This window comes from Citrobacter telavivensis (genome assembly GCA_009363175.1).
Taxonomy (GTDB): Bacteria; Pseudomonadota; Gammaproteobacteria; order Enterobacterales; family Enterobacteriaceae; genus Citrobacter_A; species Citrobacter_A telavivensis.
In genome coordinates this window covers 204535-227695 of sequence record CP045205.1, presented here as the reverse complement: position 1 = coordinate 227695, position 23161 = coordinate 204535, and the positions used below count along the sequence as shown (strand labels likewise).

At 54.7% G+C, this 23161-nt stretch carries 18 protein-coding genes; 10 read left to right on the top strand and 8 right to left on the bottom strand.

All coding sequences use genetic code 11. From position 1 onward, the window contains the following. Positions 1–112 precede the first annotated feature (112 nt). The 3 genes from hmsP to GBC03_03270 all read left to right on the top strand — a co-directional run bounded on the left by hmsP (position 113) and on the right by GBC03_03270 (position 5279). Positions 113–2101, top strand: coding sequence for a biofilm formation regulator HmsP (hmsP, locus tag GBC03_03280; protein QFS69302.1), 1989 nt, complete (start codon positions 113–115; stop codon positions 2099–2101). A gap of 175 nt (positions 2102–2276) precedes the next feature. Further along, positions 2277–3563, top strand: coding sequence for a C4-dicarboxylate transporter DctA (gene dctA / locus GBC03_03275; protein QFS69301.1), 1287 nt, complete (start codon positions 2277–2279; stop codon positions 3561–3563). Between the two features lie 222 nt (positions 3564–3785). Then, complete coding sequence (locus tag GBC03_03270; GenBank protein ID QFS69300.1) at positions 3786–5279, top strand: insulinase family protein; 1494 nt, start codon at positions 3786–3788, stop codon at positions 5277–5279. A 103-nt stretch (positions 5280–5382) separates the two neighbouring features. Here the strand turns inward: GBC03_03270 and GBC03_03265 are convergent, their stop codons facing one another. Further along, positions 5383–6312, bottom strand: coding sequence for a sugar kinase (locus tag GBC03_03265; GenBank protein QFS69299.1), 930 nt, complete (start codon positions 6310–6312; stop codon positions 5383–5385). A 232-nt stretch (positions 6313–6544) separates the two neighbouring features. Here GBC03_03265 and pdeH point away from each other — a divergent pair, with 232 nt between their 5' ends. Together pdeH and GBC03_03255 are read left to right on the top strand one after the other, a co-directional pair. Continuing rightward, positions 6545–7312 (top strand): cyclic-guanylate-specific phosphodiesterase, encoded by a 768-nt coding sequence (pdeH, locus tag GBC03_03260; GenBank protein QFS69298.1) that lies wholly within the window; start codon positions 6545–6547, stop codon positions 7310–7312. Between the two features lie 77 nt (positions 7313–7389). Beyond that, positions 7390–9450, top strand: a complete 2061-nt coding sequence (locus GBC03_03255) for an AsmA family protein (GenBank protein QFS69297.1) — start codon at positions 7390–7392, stop codon at positions 9448–9450. Between the two features lie 106 nt (positions 9451–9556). Here GBC03_03255 and GBC03_03250 read toward each other — a convergent pair whose 3' ends face one another. Then, positions 9557–10879 (bottom strand): MFS transporter, encoded by a 1323-nt coding sequence (locus GBC03_03250; protein QFS69296.1) that lies wholly within the window; start codon positions 10877–10879, stop codon positions 9557–9559. Here GBC03_03250 and GBC03_03245 point away from each other — a divergent pair. After that, the gene (locus tag GBC03_03245; protein ID QFS69295.1) at positions 10860–11039 is read left to right on the top strand and encodes a hypothetical protein; all 180 of its coding nucleotides are present in this window, start codon (positions 10860–10862) and stop codon (positions 11037–11039) included. The genes GBC03_03250 and GBC03_03245 overlap by 20 nt on opposite strands. 192 nt (positions 11040–11231) lie before the next feature. Here GBC03_03245 and yhjD read toward each other — a convergent pair whose 3' ends face one another. Beyond that, complete coding sequence (yhjD, locus tag GBC03_03240) at positions 11232–12260, bottom strand: inner membrane protein YhjD (protein ID QFS69294.1); 1029 nt, start codon at positions 12258–12260, stop codon at positions 11232–11234. A 47-nt stretch (positions 12261–12307) separates the two neighbouring features. Beyond that, a complete protein-coding gene (locus GBC03_03235) occupies positions 12308–13207 on the bottom strand; it encodes a LysR family transcriptional regulator (GenBank protein QFS69293.1) in 900 nt (299 codons plus the stop codon). 119 nt (positions 13208–13326) lie between these two features. Here GBC03_03235 and GBC03_03230 point away from each other — a divergent pair, with 119 nt between their 5' ends. Further along, positions 13327–14085 carry an SDR family oxidoreductase gene (locus GBC03_03230; protein ID QFS69292.1) on the top strand — a complete coding sequence of 253 codons (759 nt, stop codon included), beginning with the start codon at positions 13327–13329 and terminating at the stop codon, positions 14083–14085. A 358-nt stretch (positions 14086–14443) separates the two neighbouring features. Beyond that, on the top strand, positions 14444–15043 hold the full coding sequence (locus tag GBC03_03225; GenBank protein QFS69291.1) for a DNA-binding response regulator: 600 nt from the start codon (positions 14444–14446) through the stop codon (positions 15041–15043). A 10-nt stretch (positions 15044–15053) separates the two neighbouring features. Here GBC03_03225 and GBC03_03220 read toward each other — a convergent pair whose 3' ends face one another. Further along, the gene (locus GBC03_03220) at positions 15054–15608 is read right to left on the bottom strand and encodes a GNAT family N-acetyltransferase (GenBank protein ID QFS69290.1); all 555 of its coding nucleotides are present in this window, start codon (positions 15606–15608) and stop codon (positions 15054–15056) included. A gap of 152 nt (positions 15609–15760) precedes the next feature. Here GBC03_03220 and GBC03_03215 point away from each other — a divergent pair, with 152 nt between their 5' ends. Further along, a complete protein-coding gene (locus GBC03_03215) occupies positions 15761–17341 on the top strand; it encodes a hypothetical protein (GenBank protein QFS69289.1) in 1581 nt (526 codons plus the stop codon). A 3-nt stretch (positions 17342–17344) separates the two neighbouring features. Here the strand turns inward: GBC03_03215 and treF are convergent, their stop codons facing one another. Continuing rightward, complete coding sequence (gene treF, locus GBC03_03210) at positions 17345–18994, bottom strand: alpha,alpha-trehalase TreF (GenBank protein QFS69288.1); 1650 nt, start codon at positions 18992–18994, stop codon at positions 17345–17347. Between the two features lie 415 nt (positions 18995–19409). Here treF and GBC03_03205 point away from each other — a divergent pair, with 415 nt between their 5' ends. After that, on the top strand, positions 19410–20804 hold the full coding sequence (locus GBC03_03205) for a c-type cytochrome (protein QFS69287.1): 1395 nt from the start codon (positions 19410–19412) through the stop codon (positions 20802–20804). A gap of 48 nt (positions 20805–20852) precedes the next feature. On the opposite strand, the gene gorA is transcribed toward GBC03_03205, so the two are convergent. Next, positions 20853–22205 carry a glutathione-disulfide reductase gene (gorA, locus tag GBC03_03200; GenBank protein ID QFS69286.1) on the bottom strand — a complete coding sequence of 451 codons (1353 nt, stop codon included), beginning with the start codon at positions 22203–22205 and terminating at the stop codon, positions 20853–20855. A gap of 71 nt (positions 22206–22276) precedes the next feature. Beyond that, complete coding sequence (gene rlmJ, locus GBC03_03195) at positions 22277–23119, bottom strand: 23S rRNA (adenine(2030)-N(6))-methyltransferase RlmJ (GenBank protein QFS69285.1); 843 nt, start codon at positions 23117–23119, stop codon at positions 22277–22279. Positions 23120–23161 lie beyond the last annotated feature (42 nt).

Here is a 23161-nt window from a genome sequence, read left to right as displayed (position 1 = left end):
CTATCCGGCAGTCAATAATCAGAAAAGTCCTTTTCCGACACAGCCTCTCTCAATGTCGCTGCGATCGGGTATACTCGGGCGGCAATCTGGGATATCCGGGGGGGAGACAATATTGCGCGTCAGTCGCTCGTTAACAATTAAGCAGATGGCAATGGTGGCTGCCGTTGTCATGGTGTTTGTATTTTTGTTTTGCACCGTTTTGCTGTTTCATCTGGTACAGCAGAACCGCTATAACACGGCGACGCAACTGGAAAGTATTGCCCGTTCTGTACGTGAACCTCTCTCTTCCTCAATTTTAAAAGCCGATATTCCCGGAGCCGAAGCGATTCTCGCTAGTATCAAACCGGCCGGGGTGGTGCAACGGGCCGATGTGGTGCTGCCGAATCAGTTTCAGGCGCTGCGCATGAGCTTTATCCCTGAACGGCCCGTGCCGGTGATGGTGACCCGGCTCTTCGAACTGCCGGTGCAGATCTCGCTTCCCGTCTATTCGCTTGAGCGTCCTGCGAATCCACAGCCGCTGGCGTATCTGGTGCTCCAGGCCGACTCCTTCCGCATGTATAAGTTTGTGATGAGTACGCTGTCTACGTTAGTGACCATTTACTTACTTTTGTCCCTGATGCTGACGGTGGCCATTAGCTGGTGTGTGAATCGCCTGATTTTGCACCCGCTGCGCAAAATTGCCCGCGAGCTGAATAACATTCCGCAGCAGGATTTGATTGGACATCAGCTGGCGTTGCCGCGTCTGCATCATGACGATGAGATTGGCCTGCTGGTGCGCAGTTACAACCTCAATCAGCAGCTGGTTCAGCGCCACAGCGAAGAGCAGACGGACAACGCGATGCGTTTTCCGGTCTCCGAACTGCCGAACAAAGCGTTCCTGATGGGGCTGCTTGAACAGGTTGTGGCGCGTCAGCAAACCACGGCGCTGATGATTGTCACCTGTGAAACGCTGCGCGACACGGCGGGCGTGCTGAAAGAGGCGCAGCGGGAAATCCTGCTACTGACGCTGGTGGAGAAGCTAAAATCGGTGCTGTCGCCGAGAATGGTGCTCGCACAGATTAGCGGTTACGATTTTGCCATTATCGCCCACGGCGTTAAAGAGCCGTGGCACGCGATTACTCTAGGTCAGCAAGTACTCACTATCATTAATGAACGACTGCCAGTGCAGGGGATCCAACTGCGTCCGAGCTGCTGCATTGGCGTGGCGATGTATTATGGCGATCTCAGCGCCGAACAGCTCTACGGACGCGCGGTCTCGGCGGCGTTTACCGCCCGACACAAGGGCAAAAACCAGATTCAGTTCTTCGACCCTGAGCAGATGGAAGCGGCCCAGAAACGGCTAACCGAAGAGAGTGATATTCTTACCGCTCTGGACAACCACCGCTTTGCCCTGTGGTTACAGCCTCAGGTGGAGATGAGCAGCGGCAAGGTGGTGAGTGCCGAAGCGTTGCTGCGCATGCAACAGCCGGACGGAAGCTGGGAATTGCCGGAAGGGATGATTGAACGTATTGAATCCTGCGGCCTGATGGTCACTGTGGGCCACTGGGTGCTGGAGGAGTCCTGCCGCCAGCTCGCGGCCTGGCAGGAGCGGGGGATCACGCTACCGCTGTCGGTCAATCTGTCGGCGCTCCAGTTGATGCACCCGAATATGGTGCCAGACATGCTGGAACTGTTAAACCGTTACCGTATCCAGCCGGGTATGCTCATTCTGGAAGTGACAGAGAGTCGGCGGATCGACGATCCGAATGCCGCCGTGGCGATACTGCGTCCGTTGCGTAACGCAGGCGTGCGTATCGCGCTGGACGATTTCGGCATGGGCTACGCGGGGCTGCGCCAGCTCCAGCATATGAAATCCCTGCCAATCGATGTGCTGAAAATCGACAAAATGTTTGTCGATGGTCTGCCAGAAGATAACAGCATGATCTCGGCCATTATCCTGTTGGCGCGTAGCCTGAATCTGCAGATGGTGGCGGAAGGCGTCGAGACCGAAGCCCAGCGTGAATGGCTGGCGCAGGCGGGCGTTGAAATCGCTCAGGGCTTCCTTTATGCCCGTGCTGTACCCGCAGAAACCTTCGAAGAACGTTACCTGAAGCACAATTGACGTGATTACAATACTTTAAAAAGGTCCGGCTTGTGCGAGCCAGCTCAAGTTTTTTAACATTTTTGTTTCAATTATGATCCTTGTGCATTTCTGCCATGTTGTCTGGGTGTTATTTTAAGGCCGCAGGTTAACCAAAACCTTACAAGACCTGTGGTTTTTACTTCAAGGACACCTTATGAAAATCTCTCTGTTTAAAAGCCTCTACTTTCAGGTCCTGACAGCAATAGCCATTGGTATTCTCCTTGGCCATTACTACCCTGAATTTGGCGCACAAATGAAACCGCTTGGCGACGCGTTCGTTAAGCTGATTAAGATGATCATCGCCCCTGTCATCTTCTGTACTGTCGTGACCGGCATTGCAGGTATGGAAAGCATGAAGGCAGTGGGCCGTACAGGTGCGGTTGCGCTCCTTTACTTTGAGATTGTCAGTACGATTGCGTTGGTAATTGGTCTTATCATCGTCAACGTCGTACAACCCGGTGCCGGAATGAACGTCGACCCGGCAAGCCTTGATGCGCAAGCGGTAGCGGTCTATGCCGCTCAGGCGAAAGACCAGGGCATTGTTGCCTTCCTGATGGATGTGATACCGGGCAGCGTCATTGGCGCCTTTGCCAGCGGCAACATCCTGCAGGTTCTGCTGTTTGCGGTATTGTTTGGTTTTGCCCTGCATCGTCTGGGCAGCAAAGGTCAGTTGATTTTCAACGTGATTGAAAGCTTCTCGCAGGTCATTTTCGGCATCATCAATATGATCATGCGCCTGGCGCCAATCGGGGCGTTCGGGGCGATGGCCTTTACGATTGGGAAATATGGTGTCGGTACGCTGGTGCAGTTGGGGCAGTTGATTATCTGCTTTTACATCACCTGTATCGTGTTTGTGGTGGTGGTTCTGGGTTCAATTGCCCGCGCCACAGGCTTCAGCATCTTTAAATTTATCCGTTATATCCGTGAAGAACTGCTTATTGTGCTGGGTACGTCCTCTTCCGAGTCCGCGCTGCCGCGTATGCTCGACAAGATGGAGAAACTCGGCTGTCGCAAGTCGGTCGTGGGGCTGGTTATTCCCACCGGGTATTCGTTTAACCTTGATGGGACATCGATATATCTGACGATGGCGGCGGTGTTTATCGCCCAGGCCACCAACAGTCATATGGATATCTTCCATCAGATTACGTTGCTGGTGGTTCTGCTGCTCTCCTCTAAAGGGGCGGCGGGCGTCACCGGAAGTGGCTTTATCGTGCTGGCGGCGACCATCTCTGCGGTTGGCCATCTGCCGATTGCCGGTCTGGCGCTTATCCTGGGTATCGACCGCTTTATGTCTGAAGCTCGTGCGCTGACCAACCTGGTCGGTAACGGTGTGGCAACGGTGGTTGTGGCGAAGTGGGTGAAGGAACTGGACCACAAGAAGCTTGACGATGTGCTGAATAATCGTGCACCTGAAGGCAAAACGCACGAAATATCCTCTTAATCTCGACACTTATGACCGCAGTCCCTTGTGGGGCTGCGGCCTCCTGCGCATAATTGACCCCTGGGCCCGAATCCTTCAACATGGAGGTATCGGGTTTATTTCACTTCTTCCGTGACATTTTCATGTTCTTGCGGTCTAACACGAAGTGTTTTTAACGTCATATTCAGGCAAACCCAACAGGGGTTGTCTTTTTATTACCAGGATTGTTGATCAGGGGTTCACATGCAGGGCACAAAAATTCGACTTATAGCGGGCGGTTTGCTGATGATGGCCACTGCTGGCTATGTGCAGGCGGATGCGCTCCAGCCAGACCCGGCATGGCAACAGGGGACGCTGGCAAATGGTTTACAGTGGCAAGTGTTAGCCACCCCGCAGCGCCCCAGCGACCGTATCGAGGTCCGTCTGCTGGTAAATACCGGTTCGCTCACCGAAAGTACTCAACAGAGCGGTTTCAGTCATCTTATTCCCCGTATTGCGTTAACCCAGAGTGGCGGCCTTGATGCCGCACAGGTGCGTTCACTGTGGCAGCAGGGATTTGACCCTAAGCGTCCGATGCCGCCCGTGACGGTCTCTTACGATTCCACGCAGTACAATCTTAGCCTGCCCAATAACCGTAACGATCTGCTGAAAGAGTCGCTGAACTATCTGGCGAATACGATGGGCAAACTGACTATCACCCCTGAGGTCGTGAATCACGCGCTGAGCACGGAAGACATGGTCACCACGCTGCCCGTCGATACCAAAGAGGGCTGGTGGCGCTATCGTCTGAAAGGGTCAGCGCTGCTGGGCCACGATCCTGCCGAGCCGGTGAAAATGCCGGTGGATGCGGCGAAAGTTCATGATTTCTATCAGAAATGGTACACCCCGGATGCGATGACGCTGATTATCGTCGGTAACGTCGATGCGCGTTCGGTGGCCGAGCAAATCAACAAAACGTTTGGTGAACTGAAAGGTAAACGCGAAACGCCTGCGCCAGTGCCGACGCTTTCACCGCTGCGTGCGGAAGCGGTAAGCATCATGACCGACGCCGTGCGCCAGGATCGTCTTTCCGTGATGTGGGATACGCCATGGCAGCCGATTCGTGAGTCCGCTGCGCTGCTGCGCTACTGGCGCGCGGATTTAGCGCGTGAAGCGCTGTTCTGGCACATTCAGCAGGCGTTGAGCAAAAACAACGCGAAAGACATCGGCCTCGGCTTTGACTGTCGCGTGTTGTTCCAGCGCGCCCAGTGTGCTGTCAACATTGAATCGCCAAACGACAAGGTTACCGCCAATCTGAGCACGGTGGCGCGTGAACTGGCGAAAGTGCGTGATAACGGCCTGCCGGAAGAAGAGTTCAACGCGCTGGTAGCGCAAAAGAATCTGGAATTGCAGAAGCTGTTTGCGACCTACGCCCGTACCGATACCGATATTCTGATCGGTCAACGTCTGCGTTCGCTGCAAAATCAGGTCGTGGATATCGCGCCCGAGCAGTATCAGCGTTTGCGTCAGGATTTCCTGAACAGCCTGACCGTTGAAATGTTGAATCAGGATCTGCGTCAGCAGTTATCACAGGATATGGCGCTGATTCTGCTGCAGCCGAAAGGTGAGCCGGAATTCAACATGAAGGAGTTACAGGCGACGTGGGAACAGATTATGACCCCGGTTGCGGCAGCGGCGACGCCAGTTGAGACGGATGAAGTGCATCCTGAAGTGACAGATATTCCGGCGGCGCAGTAGGGAAATCACAGAATTGCTGAATGTTGCTCGTTTATCAGGCCTACGGAGACGATTTCTGTAGGCCTGATAAGGCGTTTACGCCGCCATCAGGCGCTGGTCGATTTTACTGTGGCATGGCGTCGCGTGGGATAATCGCCCCGCGATGCTGAATGACGGTGCTGGCTGTCAGGTGACCCCGTTTGGCAGCTTCGGCGGCATTGCCACCGGTTAAACGAACGGCCAGATACCCGGCGCTGAACGAGTCGCCAGCGGCAGTGGTATCGATCACTTTCTCTTTTGGCAGTTTTACCGCGGGAACGTCGATCGGTTCTTGACCGTCGACAGACACCAGGCAAGAATCTGCACCCCGTTTCACGACCACTTCCTGCACTCCCGCGGCATGCGTACGTGCGATCACCTCTTCAACCGGCTTCACGCCCCAGAGCGCATCTTCGTCGTCCAGCGTCAGGAAGGCGATATCGGTGCATTCCAGCATCTTCTGATAAACCTGCTGAGTCTCTTCTTTGCTGGCCCACAGGCGCGGACGGTAGTTGTTGTCGAAAATGACTTTCCCGCCGTTGGCGCGGCATTCGCGCAGCAGCGACAGCAGTTTGTCACGGCTCGATGGGCTCAGGATCGCGAGGCTGATACCGCTCAGGTAGAGATAGTCAAAGGTCGCCAGTTCTTCGCAAATGGCCGCTGACTGCTCGCTCTCCAGCCAGAATTTCGCCGCCGCTTCGTTACGCCAGTAATAGAACGTCCGCTCGCCGGTGCTGTCGGTCTCGATGTAGTAGAGGCCCGGCAGACGGTTTTCCATGCGCTGCGTCAGTGAGGTATCCACGTTTTCACCGTGCCATGACTCCAGCATCTGCTGGCTGAAACTGTCCGTGCCCAGTGCCGTGACGTAGTGTACGGAGAGTGCCGCAGCATCAACCTGACGGGCAATGTAAACGGAGGTATTCAATGTATCGCCACCGAATCCGCGCTGAACATCTGCGCCTTTCTGTGACAGCTCAATCATGCATTCGCCAATCACGGCAATCTTTTTGGACATAGTCGTGAACCTGCTTAGAAAAAGTTAGCGTTAGTGTGCGCTGTGGGTGTTGGGTGGTCAATCATATTAAAACAACGTTCCAAAAATTTTTTTGAGCCAGTCCGTATTCTGCGTTGATTTTTACAAACGCGTTTTCAATTTTGCGCGTGACCGAACATAAAGTTCTCCGCCTGAAGGCCGATAACCTTTGACGAGTCGGGGCAGTAACACACTTAATCACGGGACATCTGAGATGATAAACCAGGTTATCCAGCAGCTAAGCAATTCCGAGGCGAGCGTTGAAAGCTTGCAGGATCGGCGCTTTTGGCTGCAGTGCGAGCGTGCTTACACTCACCAGCCGATTTACCAGACCAACGGACGCCTGTTAGCGGTTGAACTGCTGACGGTGGTGACGCATCCGGACAATCCGACCCAACGTATCGCTCCCGATCGCTATTTTGCCGGGGTGGCGGTGCGCCATCGCGTTGATATCGTCAAAGAACAACTTCAGTTGCTGGAGCAAAAGGCTGACTTTTTCCAGCGTCATGAATTACTGGCCTCCGTGAATGTCGATGGTCCAACGCTGCTCACCATGCGCCAGCAGCCCAACATTGTGCAGATGATTGAACGGATGCCGTGGCTGCGTTTTGAACTGGTAGAACATATTCATCTGCCAAAAGAATCCTCCTTCGCCAGCATGTGCGAGTTTGGCCCGCTGTGGTTGGATGATTTCGGGACCGGGATGGCTAACTTCTCTGCCCTGAACGAGGTCCGCTATGACTACATCAAAATCGCGCGCGAACTGTTCGTGATGCTTCGCCAGACGCCTGAGGGGCGCAATCTCTTTACCATGCTGCTGCAACTGATGAACCGCTATTGCCGCGGCGTGATCGTTGAAGGAGTGGAAACGCTGGAAGAGTGGCGCGATGTACAACGTTCGCCTGCCTTTGCCGCACAAGGCTATTTTCTGTCGCGCCCGGTCCCATTTTCCCATCTCGATGAGGTCATTCTGTCACTGTAAAAACCGGCGGTTTCCGCTAACTCCGTCTGGCTGGACTATCTTTAGGACAGGCAAGGGAAGACGTGAGGACGCTAACTATGACCAAAGCCGGAAAAATAACGACAGTAATAACAGGGACTTTCTTGTTGTTGATCGTTGTCGTTATCGTACTGATAGCGACATTTGACTGGAACCGCCTCAAACCGACCATCAACCAGAAAGTCTCTACCGAACTTAACCGACCGTTCGCCATTCGTGGTGATTTGGGGGTCGTCTGGGAGCGCCAAAAGCAGGAGACCGGCTGGCGCAGTTGGGTGCCGTGGCCGCACGTGCATGCTGAAGATATTATCCTCGGCAATCCCCCCGATATTCCCGAAGTGACGATGGTGCACCTTCCCCGCGTCGAAGCGACGCTCGCCCCGCTGGCGCTATTAAGCAAAACCGTCTGGCTGCCGTGGATCAAACTGGTGAAACCCGATGCGCGGCTGATTCGCCTGTCTGAGAAGAACAATAACTGGACATTTGACTTGGCAGGCGCAGAAAACAAAGACGCCAATGCCAAACCTTCTGCCTGGTCTTTCCGGCTGGACACGATTCTCTTCGATCAGGGGCGGATCGCCATTGACGATAAGGTCAGCAAAGCGGATATCGAGATCCTGGTCGATCCGCTGGGCAAGCCGTTGCCGTTCAGTGAAGTCACGGGAAGCAAAGCAAAAGGCGATAACGCGAAGGTTGAAGATTACGTGTTTGGCCTGAAGGCACAGGGGCGATACAACGGCGAACCGCTTACTGGAACGGGAAAGATGGGCGGTATGCTGGCGCTGCGTAGCGAAGGCGCCGCGTTTCCAGTGCAGGCTGATTTACGCTCCGGCAATACCCGAGTGGCGCTGGTGGGCGTGGTTAAGGACCCAATGAAGATGGGCGGCGTCGATCTGCAACTGAAATTCTCCGGGGATTCACTGGGCGAGCTGTACGATCTGACGGGGGTGCTGCTGCCGGATACGCCGCCGTTCGAAACGGACGGTCGGCTGGTGGCGAAAATCGATACCAACGCCTCGTCAGTGTTTGACTACCGGGAGTTCAATGGGCGAATCGGCGACAGCGATATTCACGGCTCGCTGACCTATACGACGGGGAAACCGCGTCCGAAACTGGAAGGCGACGTGGAATCACGCCAGCTCAGGCTGGCGGATCTGGGGCCGCTGATCGGCGTTGATTCCGGTAAAGGCGCGGAGAAAGCGCAGCGCTCAGAACAGAAAAAGGGCGAAAAGAGCATACAGCCAGCGGACAAAGTGCTGCCCTATGACCGCTTCGAAACGGACAAATGGAACGTGATGGACGCCGACGTGCGCTTCAAAGGGCGGCGTATTGAACATGGCAGCAGTCTGCCGATCCGCGATCTCTCAACCCACATCATTCTGCAGAATGCTGACCTGCGCCTGCAACCGCTGAAGTTTGGTCTGGCGGGTGGCAGCATCAGTTCAACGATTCATCTGGAAGGCGACAAAAAGCCGATGCAGGGGCGCGCAGATATTCAGGCGCGGCGCTTAAAACTGAAAGAACTGATGCCGAACGTCGAACTGATGCAGAAAACGCTGGGTGAAATGAACGGTGACGCCGAACTTCGCGGCAGCGGGAACTCCGTGGCGGCGCTGCTGGGCAACAGCAATGGCAACCTGAAACTGCTGATGAACGACGGGTTGATCAGCCGCAACCTGATGGAGATCGTTGGCCTGAACGTCGGGAACTACATTGTCGGGCAGATCTTTGGCGATGACGAAGTGCGGGTCAACTGTGCGGCGGCGAATCTCGATATTGTGAACGGCGTGGCGCGTCCGCAAATTTTTGCATTCGACACCGAAAATGCGTTGATCAACGTCACCGGGACGGCGAGCTTTGCCTCAGAACAGCTGGATTTGACCATCGACCCGGAGAGCAAAGGTATCCGCATCATTACCTTGCGTTCACCGCTGTACGTGCGTGGGACGTTTAAGGAGCCGCAGGCGGGGGTAAAAGCCGGGCCGTTGATTGCCCGTGGCGCGGTGGCTGCGGCGCTGGCGACGTTAGTGACGCCCGCCGCCGCGCTGCTGGCACTGATTTCACCCTCGGAAGGGGATGCCAATCAGTGCCGGATGATTTTATCGCAGATGAAGAAATGATGGTGTGGTCTGCGTTGTGCCGGGTGGCGCTTGCGCTTACCCGGCCTACGGAAGTGGTCGTGTTTGTAGGCCGGGTAAGGCGTAGCCGCCACCCGGCATGTAAAGATTACAGCGACTGGTGACGCGTCTCATGGGTTAACAGCAGCGCGATCAGCGTTAACGCCGCCATAGACGCGAGATAGGTCCCCACGGCCGCCAGCCCATAGTTGGACTGTAACCATGCAGCGATATACGGCGCAACGGACGCGCCCAGAATCGAAGAGACATTATAGGAGAACGATGCGCCGGTGTAGCGCACTTCGGTCGGGAACAGTTCAGGCAGCAGTGCGCCCATCGGCCCAAACGTCAACCCCATCAGACTCAGCCCCAGCAGCAGGAAGGCGAAGACCAGCGCCGGATTGCCGGATCCCAGCAGCGGTTTAAAGGCGAACAGCGCGAACAGGATAATCATCGTGGTGATGATGACCATGCTCTTGCGACGACCAAAGGCGTCAGCGAGCAGGCCAGCAACCGGCACCATCACGCCAAAGCCAATGACCGCCATCATCAGCATCCACAACACTTCATTACGCGGCAGGCCCAGACCGACCGGCGCAGCGGCGGTACTGAACGTCATCGAATACACGGTCATGATATAAAACAGCGTATAGGTCGCCAGCATGATGAACGTGCCAAGGATCGTCACGCGAACGTGTTTGGTCAGCAGGGTTCCGAGCGGGATTTTCACCTGCTTTTTCGCGGCAGCCACTTTGGCGAAGACCGGTGTCTCATGCAGCGACACGCGGACATACAGACCGATAATCACCAGCACCGCCGAGAAGATAAACGGCACGCGCCAGCCCCAGTTCATGAACTGCTCATCGGTCAGCAGCCAGGAGAGCAGCAGGAAGGTGCCGTTGGCAAAGAAGAAGCCAATGGGGGCGCCCAACTGCGGGAACGAGCCGTACAGCGCACGCTTACGCGGCGGGGCATTCTCCGTCGCCAGCAGCGCCGCGCCGCCCCATTCTCCGCCCAGTCCCAGCCCCTGACCAAAACGTGCCAGCGCCAGCAGCAGCGGGGCGAAGATGCCAATGGTGGCGTAGCCAGGCAGCAGGCCGATGATCACCGTCGAGATCCCCATTGTCAGCAAAGACGCCACCAGCGTCACTTTACGCCCTACCCGGTCGCCAAAGTGGCCGAAGAGCGCGGAACCAATCGGGCGCGCGACAAAGGCGATAGCGAACGTGGCGAGCGACTGTAGCGTTGCCGCCGTCGGGTCGCCCTGCGGGAAGAAGATGTGCGGGAAGACAATCACGGCGGCGGTCGCATAGATGTAGAAGTCGAAGAACTCAATGGCAGTGCCAATGAGCGAGGCGACGACAACTTTATTGCGCGAATTGACCGGGGTATGTTCCTGCTCGTTATCGAGTGTGGTGGCGGTTGCTTGCATAGTATTTTCTTATTTTTGGCGAACGAACGGCCATATTACGCACAGCAAAAGCGACATTTCAATCTGTAACAACCGCTCAACATGGTTAAAAATCAGGCAAAAAGCGGATAATGTTTATGCCTGCGATTTCTCGTCCATGAAATGCTTCACACAATTTTAAAATTAGTGGATAAAACTGGTTTTTGGTTAAATAAAAGTTAAGGGCTGGATTTAAATGCTGAATGAGTGAGGCGATGCGGAAGTAAGTGCCTGACCATATTGCCGGATGACGGCGCAAGCGCCTGATCCGGCCTACGATTTGCGATGTTTTGTCGGCCGGATAAGCGCAGCGCCATCCGGCAGAGGGTGAGAATCAACGGTGCGTTTTGCCTGGCATCCGGGGATCGTCTTTGTACTCGGCGGTCGCAATCCACGCCGCGCAGAACAGCGTCAGGCGCGCGAAAAAGTAGAAGAACGCCATCAGCCCCAGCACGGAACCAAACGCCGCGCCGGAGGGCGATTTCACCAGCGCCGGCAGGGTCCAGGTCATGATGATTTTAATGACTTCAAAGCCAATCGCCGCAATCAGCGTACCGCGAATCAACGCCTTTTTACGCGGGCGGTGACGCGGCAAACGCCAGAAAATCCAGAAGAACAGCAGATAGTTAGCGAAAATAGAGATCGCCAGGCCAATCAGCCGCCAGGTGGGCTTCAGCCACTCTATGCTGTCGAGGTAGAGGGCAGAGATAATCATCTGCTGCGCTGAACCGGCGACCGAGGTGATCGACAGCGTCACAATCAGCGCAATCAACAGGCCAATCAGCGAGATAAAATCACGCAGGTATTTGATCCAGATTTTCTCCTGATCCTGTGGCGTGCGTTCCCAGACGTCCCGCGACTGGGCGCGTATCGCCTCGCGCAGGTTACCCATCCAGTTAATCCCGGAGTAGAGGGCAATCCCTAATCCGACCAGGCCGACGGTGGTACGCTGCTGGACAGCCGTATTGATGGTGCTTTTCAGCGTAGCGGCAAGCGTCGGGTCGCTGACGTTCATCAGGATTTTATTGAAGATGTCCTGCAACAGCGTGGGATGTGAGGCGAGAATAAAGCCCGCGGCGGCAAACGACACCATCAGGATGGGGATCATCGACAAAAACGAGAAGTAGGTGATGGCCGCGCCGAACTGATTCCCTAACCGATCGTTAAAGCGTTCTGCCGCGCGGAGCAGGTGCGCAATCACCGGGATGCGCTGGATTTTTTCGACGGTGGTGGTCACCGTTTTCAGCTTCTCGCTGGCGGCGTTTTTCATCTCGTGCTTTGCGGCCCCGGCTGTGTCGACTTTGCGTACCGGGTCGTGTTCAAGTTCCTCAGTGGGGCGTTTTACGTCGTTATCCTGCATCATCAGGTCAGGCGTCCTTCTTTTGTTAATTCTCTGGACAGTATAGCGTCTCAGTCCACGTAGTCCTTCATCACGCCGGTCAGCCACTCCATAAACAGGTGCACGCGGCGTGAAAGATTACGCCGGTGTGGGTAGAGCAGCGATACCGGCATCGGCGAGGCGCGGTATTGTGGGAGCACCTCAACGAGTGTACCGCTGCGTAACGCCTCACGAACCCCGACACGAGGAACCTGAATAATTCCCAGCCCTGCCAGACAGGCGGCGTGATAGGTTTCGGTGCTGTTTACCGTCAGGGTACCGCCGGTTTTTATCCACTGCGTCCCGCTGCTGGTGGCGATTTCAAAACCCGGCGGTCGTGTCCCCAGGTTTAGCGAGTAGTGCACCACCGCGTGGGAAGCGAGATCCTCCAGGCTTTCCGGATAGCCAAAACGCGCCAGGTACTGCGGGCTGGCGCAGTTGATCACGGTAAGCTTGCCCAGCGGGCGTGCGATCAGACCGGAATCCTTTAGCGTGCCGACCCGCACCACGCAGTCAAAACCTTCGCGGATCAAATCCACCAGCCGATCGCTGCTGCTGAGCTCCAGCTCGATTCCCGGATACTGCTGTAAAAAGGCGGGCAGTCGAGGGATCACCAGATTTCGTGCGACGCCAACCGGCATATCGACCCGTAATTTGCCGCTGATACTGGTGGGATCGTGCTGAAACAGACCATCCAGTTCATCCAGATTGCTCAACAAGTCTTTCGCCCGCTCGTAGTAGACCATGCCGTCTTGCGTCAGTTGTACCCGCCGCGTGGTGCGGTGCAAAAGCTGAGTCCCCAGATGGTTCTCCAGCGCCTGAATCTGGCGCGATACGCTACCTTTAGGGAGTCCCAGGGTGTCGGCAGCGCGAGAAAAACTCTCCAGCTCCGCGACACGAATGAATAACTGCATTGCATGAATTTTATCCATTCTATGACCCTATTGTTGTTCCGGATGAAACAGTTATGCGCAATTAGCGACATTTATTGTTTTTCTATCACCTAATAAGCTTTATCTCAATCAACACAACAGATGAAATGAGGTTTCTTATGACGCAACGTATCGCATTGGTGACCGGCGGGAGCCGCGGACTGGGTAAAAACGCCGCGCTTAAGCTGGCGGACAAAGGAACGGATATTCTCTTTACCTATCACAGCCAACAGCAGGCAGCGCTGGATGTCGTCGCTGAAATTGAGCAAAAGGGCAGGAAAGCGGCGGCAATTCAACTGAATGTCGGTGATACGGCTGGCTTTGTCGCTTTCGCCGCCGAGGTGAAAACGCAGTTGCAAACCCGCTGGAATCGACAGACGTTTGATTATTTAGTGAACAATGCCGGAATCGGCTTATATGCGCCCTTTGCCGACACGTCAGAAGAGATGTTTGACGAACTGATGCGCATCCATTTTAAAGGCCCGTTTTTCCTGACGCAGCACCTGCTGCCGCTGATCAACGAAGGCGGGCGTATTCTTAATGTTTCAACCGGGCTGGCGCGTTTTGCGTTGCCGGGGTACGCCGCCTACGCATCCATGAAGGGGGCGATGGAAGTGCTGACACGTTACCAGGCGAAAGAACTTGGCGCGCGTGGGATCTCGGTCAACGCCATCGCGCCCGGCGCGATTGAAACCGACTTTGGCGGTGGACGCCTGCGGGATAATAAAGAGCTGAATGCGTACGTGGCGTCGCAAACGGCCCTGGGCCGCGCCGGTCTTCCCGATGATATTGGCGATGCGATCGCCGCGTTACTCAGCGACGAGCTGGCCTGGATGACGGCGCAGCGTATCGAAGTTTCGGGAGGAATGTTCCTGTAAGCCGAATTCAGCGAGCCGTTGTGCTCGCTGAATGAACATGAAATGCGAATTTTAATTCTGTTACATAATTCCGCGCAGGAGACAATTTCTTTTCTCATGCGCGTTCGTTATTCTTTCCGTGATTTAATATTCAATTAATTTAAGAAGCGGTGAGATATAAGGAATGTCTTACTTTATTGCCTGCTTTCTATACCTGAATGTAATTCTCATGTTTCAGCTGTAAAAATTTATTTTTTTACTTTTCTCCCGTCCCGATATCTGTAGAATGACCCTCCGCCAAATGGCGAATGTTTATTTTACCCGTCGGGTAATACCCTTCCCCTCCTTAATATTATTATCGGAAACGGTGGAGAGAGTAATGCAAATCATCATGTTTGACAGGCAGTCAATATTTATTCATGGAATGAAAATCAGTTTACAACAGCGAATTCCAGGAGTGAGTATTCAGGGTGTCAGTCAGGCCGATGAACTCTGGTACAAACTGGAAGAGAACCCGGAAGCCCTGCTTATGCTGGACGGCGATCTTGACGGCGAATTCTGCCGTTGGCTTCTGCAAAAAACGGTGCAACAGTTTCCACTCGTCAAAATCTTAATTATCGCGACAGACTGCGGTAAAAAAGGGTTGCAGGAGCTGGCGCAATATAACGTTTTGGCCATTATTCCACGCGATTCTGAGCCGGAAAAATTTGCGCTGGCGATCAATAGCGTCGCGATGGGGATGATGTTTTTACCCGGCGAATGGTTAACGATGCCGCCCACAGAATGCCGCGATATTAATGCGCTAAGCGCTCGTCAACGAGAGATTCTCGCGATGCTGGCGTCAGGTGAGTCAAATAAGGAAATTGGCCGTGCGCTAAATATTAGTACCGGAACGGTGAAGGCGCATCTTGAATCACTCTATCGCCGACTGGATGTTAAAAATCGCACCCAGGCGGCCATGCTGTTGGTTCAGTCGTAATAATCTGTAGTTATATTACGACCGGAGATCCTGCGGTCGTAATATATTCCTGTTTTAATAACCCCAGCAGCCAGTCATTCTGCCAGCGCTGTTGCAGCCAGTAGCTCTCCCTGAGCGTGCCTTCCAGTACAAATCCCACTTTCTCCAGCACATGCCTGGAAGCCTGATTACCTTCAGTAACGCAGGCGGTCAGACGGCGCAGGCCACCGCGGGTAAATGCGTAATCACAGACGGCCCGTAACGATTCTGTCCCGTAACCCTTTCCCTGCGCGTCAGGCGCCAACAAAAAGCCAACCTCGGCACACGCTTCTGCGCGATGAATGTAGCCCGTCACACCGAGGGGATTGTGGGTTTCGTTATCGCACAGGATCAGACACAGCCAGTGCGGGTCACCCGGATGCCATGCCGGTAAGCGAGAATCGAACGCTTCCCGAATCTCGCCCTCGCTTCGCGCGTCTGCCACATGGCGCATCACATTCCTATCTTGCTGGAGTGCGAGAAAAAAAGGCCAGTCGGCAGGAGCGATAGGGCGGCAGGTCAGACGGGCTGTTTTCAGTATGGGCACGGGCTCTCTCCTGAGATATTTCTCAATGTTCACGTAGCGGTCACTGTAATAATTATTGAACTTGTTATATCTATAAAAACTAATAATTAAAACAAAGAACTAAAACAAAATTAATGACCTCCGCATGGGGGCACTTTTGGCGAAGGAAGAGAATGACAATTAGCGTTTTGACGACACGCACGACCTTTGAGCACTGCCTGGGGATTATCCGCCAGGCCTCGGTGGAGATCCTGCTACTGCTGGGGGTGCATGCCTCCGACGGTAAAGATCCGCGCTGGTTTCTGGAACATCTGGATCAGGCCCGGCTGAATCTGGGCGGCTGGAGCCAGGTCGCCAGGCGTTTGCACCTTAACGACGCTCAGTTGAGCCAGTTCACGCTGCAACTGCGCCATCTTCAGCAGTGCGTACCGCAATATGACAGCGGGCAGGAGGTCAGTGAAAACCAACTGATTGCCGCTCTGCGCGTGGTCAGGTCGCTGGAACAACTGCGCCATCATCAGTCGTTACTTAATTTTAAAACAGAGATTGAAGAGGCGGATCACAGTCAGCAAGTGCGCGCAGAGCGGCAGTTACGCGCGATTGAACTGACCCTGACCGCGCTGATCTCGCAGATGTGGCCGGATAAAACGCAGCTCAATAATTACCTTAAAGACAACTTTGGCACGGATAAGCTCAGGCGCTGGATTAAGCTGGGCGAACGCCAGGATCCGCTGAATGGCATGCGTTTTGGTGAGCTGGCGCTGATGATTGTCGATAAGAAGATTTTTACCCGCCACTATTCCGGAATCTTTAACGATGCCTCAGTGCTGACCCTGTTTGTCGAACCGCGTCTGACGTTGCGGGTGTTTCTCGATGACTGTCGGCAGGCTCGTAACACGGTGCTGGCCGGAGAGCCGCTGTCATCGGCACAGTTGACGCTACTCTCCTGTCAGTTTCAGCATATTGTCCGTCCCGTCCAGCGTGCCTATGAACAGGGACGCGCCCGCATTAACCCGGCAACGTTGATGATTGTGGAAGAGGGGCAACTGGCACAGTTTTGGGAGGACGCGCGGAAAAAGGACCGTCAGGCCGGGGGTGACACAGAGGAAATTGGCGAATCTGTTGAACCGCCGCGTAAGCGCTCGCTGCGTACGGCAGAAGAACGTGAGCAGCTGATCACGGGCGTGCTCTGGGGCGCGGTGGGGCTCATGGTGATCGCCATCCTGGGCGGCGGTGCGTGGTTAGTGAGTTCGCAGCCGGCCGCGCCCGCGCCGAACATCAAGATCACTCAGGCGGAACCTAAGCGCGAATTGCCTTCCGCACGCGAAATGGTGACGCAGATGGGCATCACCTGGGATGTGTTTAACATGCGTGCGGCGATAGACAGGAATGACAGCCGGGTCACCGCGCTCTTTTTGCAGGGCGGCATGAACTGGCAGGTCTCGTGGACCGAAGCGGCGTTTGCCCGCAACAATACGGATGTCCTTGAGTTGCTGTTGCGTTATCCCTCACAGATGGATGAAAACAAACCCTGTCGCCGGTTTATCAACACGGTTGGTCACGCGATGTCTGGCGGTGCGCCGTTGACGAGTCAACACAAAGCCTATTTGCGGCGCTTTTGCACGGTGCCTGCGGTGGTATCGCGACAGCAGCATGATACCGAGCAGGCAGAGCGACGTTATCGCGCCGATCCCAGCGCGGATAACAAGAAGTGGCTGAAAATCCAGAGCGCCGTTTATGAGGTGATCCGTTAGCCATTACGGCTCCCCATACAACCCGATTAAGCGGCGCGCGACGCCGTTGGTCCAGCCAAAGCCATCCTGCAACGGATATTCCCCGCCGCCGCCTTCGCGCGGGGTGCCGCTGGCGATGTGGTATTTCTCAATGAGCTTATGGTGCTGCTGATAAAAGTGATTCACCGTCTGGAGCCAGCTATGGGCGATTTCATCTCCCAACGCATCATCGCCGTACATCTTAAAGCCCTGAATCGCCATCCACTGTAGCGGTGCCCAGCCGTTGGGTTTATCCCACTGTTCGCCCGTTTCGTATTCGGAGGCCATAATACCGCCGGGGGTCAACAGACGGGTACGCACGGTATCTCCCAGCCGATCGGCCTGTTCATGGGTCGCCATCCCGACGTAGAGCGGAACGATGCTGGCGGCAGAAAACAGCGCCATTTGCTCACGCCGCCAGTCATAGTCGCGGTAGCAGCCATTTTCCTCATCCCACAAATAGCGATTGATGGCAGCCCGCCGGTTGCTCGCCTTCTGGCGGAACTGCGCTTCAACGTCGCGCTCCCCTTTCAGCGCCGAGATATTGGCAATAGCGCTCTCCAGTTTGAACAGGAACGCGTTGAGATCGATAGGGATAAACTGCGTAGTGCGAATGCTTGCCAGTCGTCCGGCGTCGCGTAGCCAGCGGGAGGAATAATCCCAGCCGGATGCCGCGCCCGCACGCAGATCGCGATACACCTCGTTCGGTGGACGTCCTGAGTGTTTGGCGGTTTCCACATCCTCCAGCCATGACTCATCGCGCGGCGTGTCGCGGTCATCCCAATAGCGGTTGAGCAGGGAACCGTCCGGCATCCTGACGACATGACGATAGGCCTGATTGAGCACCAGCGACTCTGCGCCGTCCATCCAGAAGGCATACTCCATTTTCAGATGATCGAGGTAGCGCCGTGCGCCGCGTACGCCGTCCTCCTCGAACAGCTCGACCATCAGCGCAAACACCGGCGGCTGCGAGCGGCTGAGATAATAGGTGCGGTTGCCGTTCGGAATGTGACCGTAGTTTTCAATCATCCATGCGAAGTTATCCGCCATACACTTCAGCAGGTCTTCCCGACCGCTTTCCGCGAGGCCCAGCATGGTGAAATAGGAGTCCCAGTAGTAGGTTTCGCTGAATCGACCACCCGGTACGATATAGGACTGCGGCAGTGCCAGCAGCGATGACCACGGAATGTGATCCTGCGGTTCACGGGTTAGCACCGGCCACAGCTGGTCGATATGCTCTTTCAGGGAATTTTCGGGATTGGAGACATATTCGGTACCGTACTCTTCCGGCAGCCAGAAATGATTTTCAACAAAGCGTCGCAGGTCGAAGTCCCGATGACGGCGGACTTTACGGTAGCGAATCAGGATATCGAGCGGATCCATTTTTGGCGCGCAGTCAGGAAAGGTTTTGCTGTCGGCAAAAATCTTTGAGCACTGAACGTGCTCGAAGAGTTCCAGATAACGGTCGGCTGGCGTCAGCGCGTCAGAGGCGGGAAGCCCCTCGATCATCTCAGGTTCCGGCTCTGCCTCGATCATCTCATCCAGCTTTAACTCGCACGGATCCGTTTCGTAGAAAAGATCGACGTCGATCGTGAATTCCTCTGACGGGGCGTGTTGCAGTTTCTGGTTGATCATAATGAGAAAGGCCTCCGGATTGCGTCGTAAAAGATACGGGTGTTGCCCGGCTGTCTTTTAAGCGTAGACATTCGCTTCGGTACGTGGGGGATAAAGCGTGCGGTAGATCACGTTTACACCGCAAGCATTTAACGCAATAACTATATAGTGCACTGATAATTCGAGATAATTATTTTCCAATGCAATATATGAGAAGGCTTATTTTCGGAACATTCGATTGCAACGATTTGTGAATTAGATAAACCTTACTCTTAATAGGGAAAAGCTATCTCATCGATAGATACCGCCCATGTAATTGATTGATACTTATCAAGTTAGCGTCTTGTTTATTTTCTATGATGGCAAGGTCCATAAAGGACACCCACTTTTCTTAATTTTCTGGGTCACAATAACTCACTACCGTGAGGGTAAAATAATGAAAATCATTACCCGACTTACTGCGATTGCCATAGCAGGCATCGTTATCTGTTATTTAGGATTATCCGGTTACGTTTGGTATCACGAAAAACAACGCAGTCAGGCTGCTTCCGTTCAGGCTTCAACGCGGGAAGAAAATAATCAGGTTCTGGGATTTTTACGTGAGAAAGGATGCGATTATTGTCATACCCCTTCCGCAGAATTACCGTTTTATTCCTCTTTTCCCATCGCGAAACAGTTGATGAATTACGATATTCAACTGGGTTATAAATCCTTCAACCTTGAAGCCGTTCGCGCCGCGCTGCTGGCGGATGAACCCGTTTCACAGAGCGATCTCAATAAAATTGAATGGGTGATGCAGTATGAAACCATGCCGCCAACCCGCTACACCGCGCTGCACTGGGCGGGGAAGGTGAGTGATGAGGAACGGGAAGCGATGCTTGGCTGGATTGCGACACAACGTGAGCAGTATTACGCCAGCAATGACACGGCCAGCCAACATCGCAATGAGCCAGTGCAGCCGATTCCTGAAACGTTGCCGACCGATGCACAGAAAGTGGCACTCGGTTTTACCCTTTATCACGATCCGCGTTTGTCAGGCGACAGCACTATCTCTTGTGCGCATTGTCATGCCCTGAATGCGGGAGGCGTGGATGGGCGGAAGACATCGATTGGCGTCGGCGGTGCGATTGGACCGATCAACGCGCCAACGGTATTCAACTCGGTCTTTAACGTGGAGCAGTTCTGGGATGGTCGTGCGCCAACGCTGCAGGCACAGGCGGGGGGACCGCCATTGAACCCGATAGAAATGGCGTCGAAATCCTGGGATGAAATCATCGGTAAACTTGACAAGGATCCCATCCTGAAACAGCAGTTCCTCGCGGTCTATCCGCAGGGATTCAGCGGTGAAACGATTACCGATGCGATTGCAGAGTTCGAGAAAACGTTGATCACGCCTAATTCTCCGTTTGATAACTGGTTGCGCGGTGATGAAAACGCACTGACGGCTAAACAGAAGCATGGCTATCAATTGTTTAAAGACAATAAATGCGCCACCTGCCATGGTGGGATGATTCTGGGGGGGCGTTCATTTGAACCGCTGGGTCTGAAGAAAGACTTTAATTTTGGTGAGATTACCGCAGCCGATATTGGTCGAATGAACGTGACCAATGAAATGCGCGATAAATTACGCCAGAAAGTCCCGAGTCTGCGTAACGTTGCGCTCACGGCACCGTATTTCCACCGCGGCGATGTCCCGACGCTGGATGGGGCGGTTAAGTTGATGCTGCGTTATCAGGTGGGGAAAGAGATCCCGCAGGAAGATATCGATGATATTGTCGCCTTCCTTGAGAGTCAGACCGGAGTGTATACGCCGTATATGCAGGGTAAATGATCAGGATGTGCCGGATAGCGCTGATGCCCTATCCGGCATTTTAAATGCTTAACGCATGGTCACGAACTCTTCCGCTGCCGTCGGATGAATGGCGACGGTGTTGTCGAAGTCTTTCTTGGTGGCGCCCATTTTCAGCGCCACCGCAAAGCCCTGCAACATTTCGTCCATGCCAAAGCCGATGCCGTGGATACCGACGATTTTCTCTTCCGGGCCAACGCAGACTAACTTCATACGGCACGGCTGACGGTGCGAGGTCACCGCGGTATACATTGCGGTAAACGAGGATTTATACACTTTCACCTGGTCGTCGCCATACTGCTCGCGCGCCTGCGGTTCAGTCAGACCCACGGTGCCAATCGGCGGGTGGCTGAAGACCACGGTCGGGATGTTGCTGTAGTCCAGATGTTCGTCCGGCTTGTTGTTAAACAGACGCTCGGAAAGACGACGGCCTGCCGCAACGGCAACCGGAGTCAGCTCGACGGCACCAGTGTTATCACCGACGGCATAAATTCCATCCACGCTGGTGTTCTGGTATTTATCGACAACGATATACCCTTTTTCGTTGGTTTTTACCCCAGTCGCGGCCAGGTTGAAGTTATCGGTGGCCGGTTCGCGACCAATCGCCCAAATCAGGCAATCGACCGTTTCGCTGCGGCCGTCTTCCAGTTCGAGCGTCAGGCTACCGTCGGCATTTTTTACCACCGCTTTCGGGATCGCATGGGTATGGAGCGCCGGCCCTTCGGCATTCATCACTTCGACCAGGGTTTCGGTGATCATCGGATCAAAGCTGCGCAGCGGCGCGTGTTTACGCACGAACAGATGGGTTTTGGCCCCCAGACCGTTAATCACGCCCGCCAGTTCCACGGCGATATAACCGGCACCGACAACGGCAACGCGCTCAGGCAGGGCTGGCAGTTCAAAGAAACCGTCGGAGTCGATACCGTATTCCACGCCCGGAATATTCGGGTGGCTCGGACGACCGCCGGTGGCAATCAGGATATGGTCAGCGGTAATGGTCTCACCGTTGACTTCGATCGTTTTGGCATCGACGAAGCGGGCAAAGCCTTTGATCACATCAACGTTATTCTTACCCAGCACGTTGTCATACGAGGTGTGAATGCGGTCGATATAGGCGGTACGGCTGGCAATCAACGTATCCCAGTTGAATTTATTGATCGTGGTGTCAAACCCGTAGTCCGGGCCGTACAGGTGGATCGCTTCACGGATTTGTGCAGCATGCCACATCACTTTTTTGGGGACGCAACCAACGTTGACGCAGGTGCCGCCCAGTTCTTTGGCTTCAATCAGCGCACACTTCTGGCCGTACATGGCTGCACGGTTAATCGAGGCGATACCGCCGCTACCACCGCCGATGGCGATGTAGTCATAATGCTTGCTCATGAGTCTTATCCTTCCATTCTGATTGCCGCGATTGTATACCTGAAATCAATAGGTTCCACCGATGACTGCGATTACTCAGGCACGATCCAATTTACCGAGGTATGCCCGGTACCTGCTGGCACCAGCTTGCTGTGTAGCCAGGGCAGCACGGTGTTCATTTGCGCTTCCAGCTTCCATGGCGGGTTGATCACAATCATGCCGGAGGCGGTCATGCCGCGCTGGTCGCTGTCCGGGCGCACCGCCAGCTCAATTTGCAGGATTTTACGGATACCGGTCGCTTCCAGGTCATGCACCATGCGCTTGATTTGCTGACGCAATACGACCGGATACCACAGGGCATATGTCCCGGTGGCAAAACGTTTATAGCCTTCGTTGATCCCGGCGACGACGGCCTGATAGTCCGATTTAATTTCGTAAGGTGGGTCGATGAGGATCAAGCCGCGACGGGAGACCGGCGGTAGCTTCGCCTTCAACTGCTGATAACCATCGGCACGGGCCACGCGGGCACGCTCATCTTTCTGGAATTCTCCTCGCAGCAGCGGGAAGTCGCTCGGGTGTAATTCAGTCAGGTGCAGACTGTCCTGCGCGCGTAGCAGCTGACGGGCAATAAGCGGAGAACCCGGGTAGTAACGCAGCTGTCCGCTGCGGTTAAAGTGTTTGACCACGCCAATGTATGGCTCCAGCTCGGCAGGCAGATCGTCCTGCTGCCAGACGCGAGCGATGCCTTCCAGGTATTCGCCGGTACGTTCAGCCTGCTCGCTGCTTAGCTGATAACGGCCCGCGCCTGCATGGGTGTCCAGATAGAGAAACGGTTTATCTTTCTCTTTAAGCGACTCGATGATCAGGCTCTGAACCGTGTGTTTAAGGACGTCGGCGTGGTTGCCAGCGTGGAAGCTGTGGCGATAACTGAGCATGGGTAAACGTGTTCCAGGTTATAAACGTAGGCCCGAGCAGCG

Bases quoted from the DNA above. Each gene is read 5' to 3' on its own strand.
- GBC03_03205 (QFS69287.1), top strand. From the start codon at position 19,410: ATGAAAATCATTACCCGACTTACTGCGATTGCCATAGCAGGCATCGTT.
- dctA (QFS69301.1), top strand. From the start codon at position 2,277: ATGAAAATCTCTCTGTTTAAAAGCCTCTACTTTCAGGTCCTGACAGCA.
- GBC03_03230 (QFS69292.1), top strand. From the start codon at position 13,327: ATGACGCAACGTATCGCATTGGTGACCGGCGGGAGCCGCGGACTGGGT.
- GBC03_03215 (QFS69289.1), top strand. From the start codon at position 15,761: ATGACAATTAGCGTTTTGACGACACGCACGACCTTTGAGCACTGCCTG.
- GBC03_03270 (QFS69300.1), top strand. From the start codon at position 3,786: ATGCAGGGCACAAAAATTCGACTTATAGCGGGCGGTTTGCTGATGATG.
- GBC03_03235 (QFS69293.1), bottom strand. From the start codon at position 13,207: ATGGATAAAATTCATGCAATGCAGTTATTCATTCGTGTCGCGGAGCTG.
- GBC03_03250 (QFS69296.1), bottom strand. From the start codon at position 10,879: ATGCAAGCAACCGCCACCACACTCGATAACGAGCAGGAACATACCCCG.
- GBC03_03265 (QFS69299.1), bottom strand. From the start codon at position 6,312: ATGTCCAAAAAGATTGCCGTGATTGGCGAATGCATGATTGAGCTGTCA.
- GBC03_03255 (QFS69297.1), top strand. From the start codon at position 7,390: ATGACCAAAGCCGGAAAAATAACGACAGTAATAACAGGGACTTTCTTG.
- gorA (QFS69286.1), bottom strand. From the start codon at position 22,205: ATGAGCAAGCATTATGACTACATCGCCATCGGCGGTGGTAGCGGCGGT.
- treF (QFS69288.1), bottom strand. From the start codon at position 18,994: ATGATCAACCAGAAACTGCAACACGCCCCGTCAGAGGAATTCACGATC.
- yhjD (QFS69294.1), bottom strand. From the start codon at position 12,260: ATGATGCAGGATAACGACGTAAAACGCCCCACTGAGGAACTTGAACAC.
- rlmJ (QFS69285.1), bottom strand. From the start codon at position 23,119: ATGCTCAGTTATCGCCACAGCTTCCACGCTGGCAACCACGCCGACGTC.
- pdeH (QFS69298.1), top strand. From the start codon at position 6,545: ATGATAAACCAGGTTATCCAGCAGCTAAGCAATTCCGAGGCGAGCGTT.
- GBC03_03225 (QFS69291.1), top strand. From the start codon at position 14,444: ATGCAAATCATCATGTTTGACAGGCAGTCAATATTTATTCATGGAATG.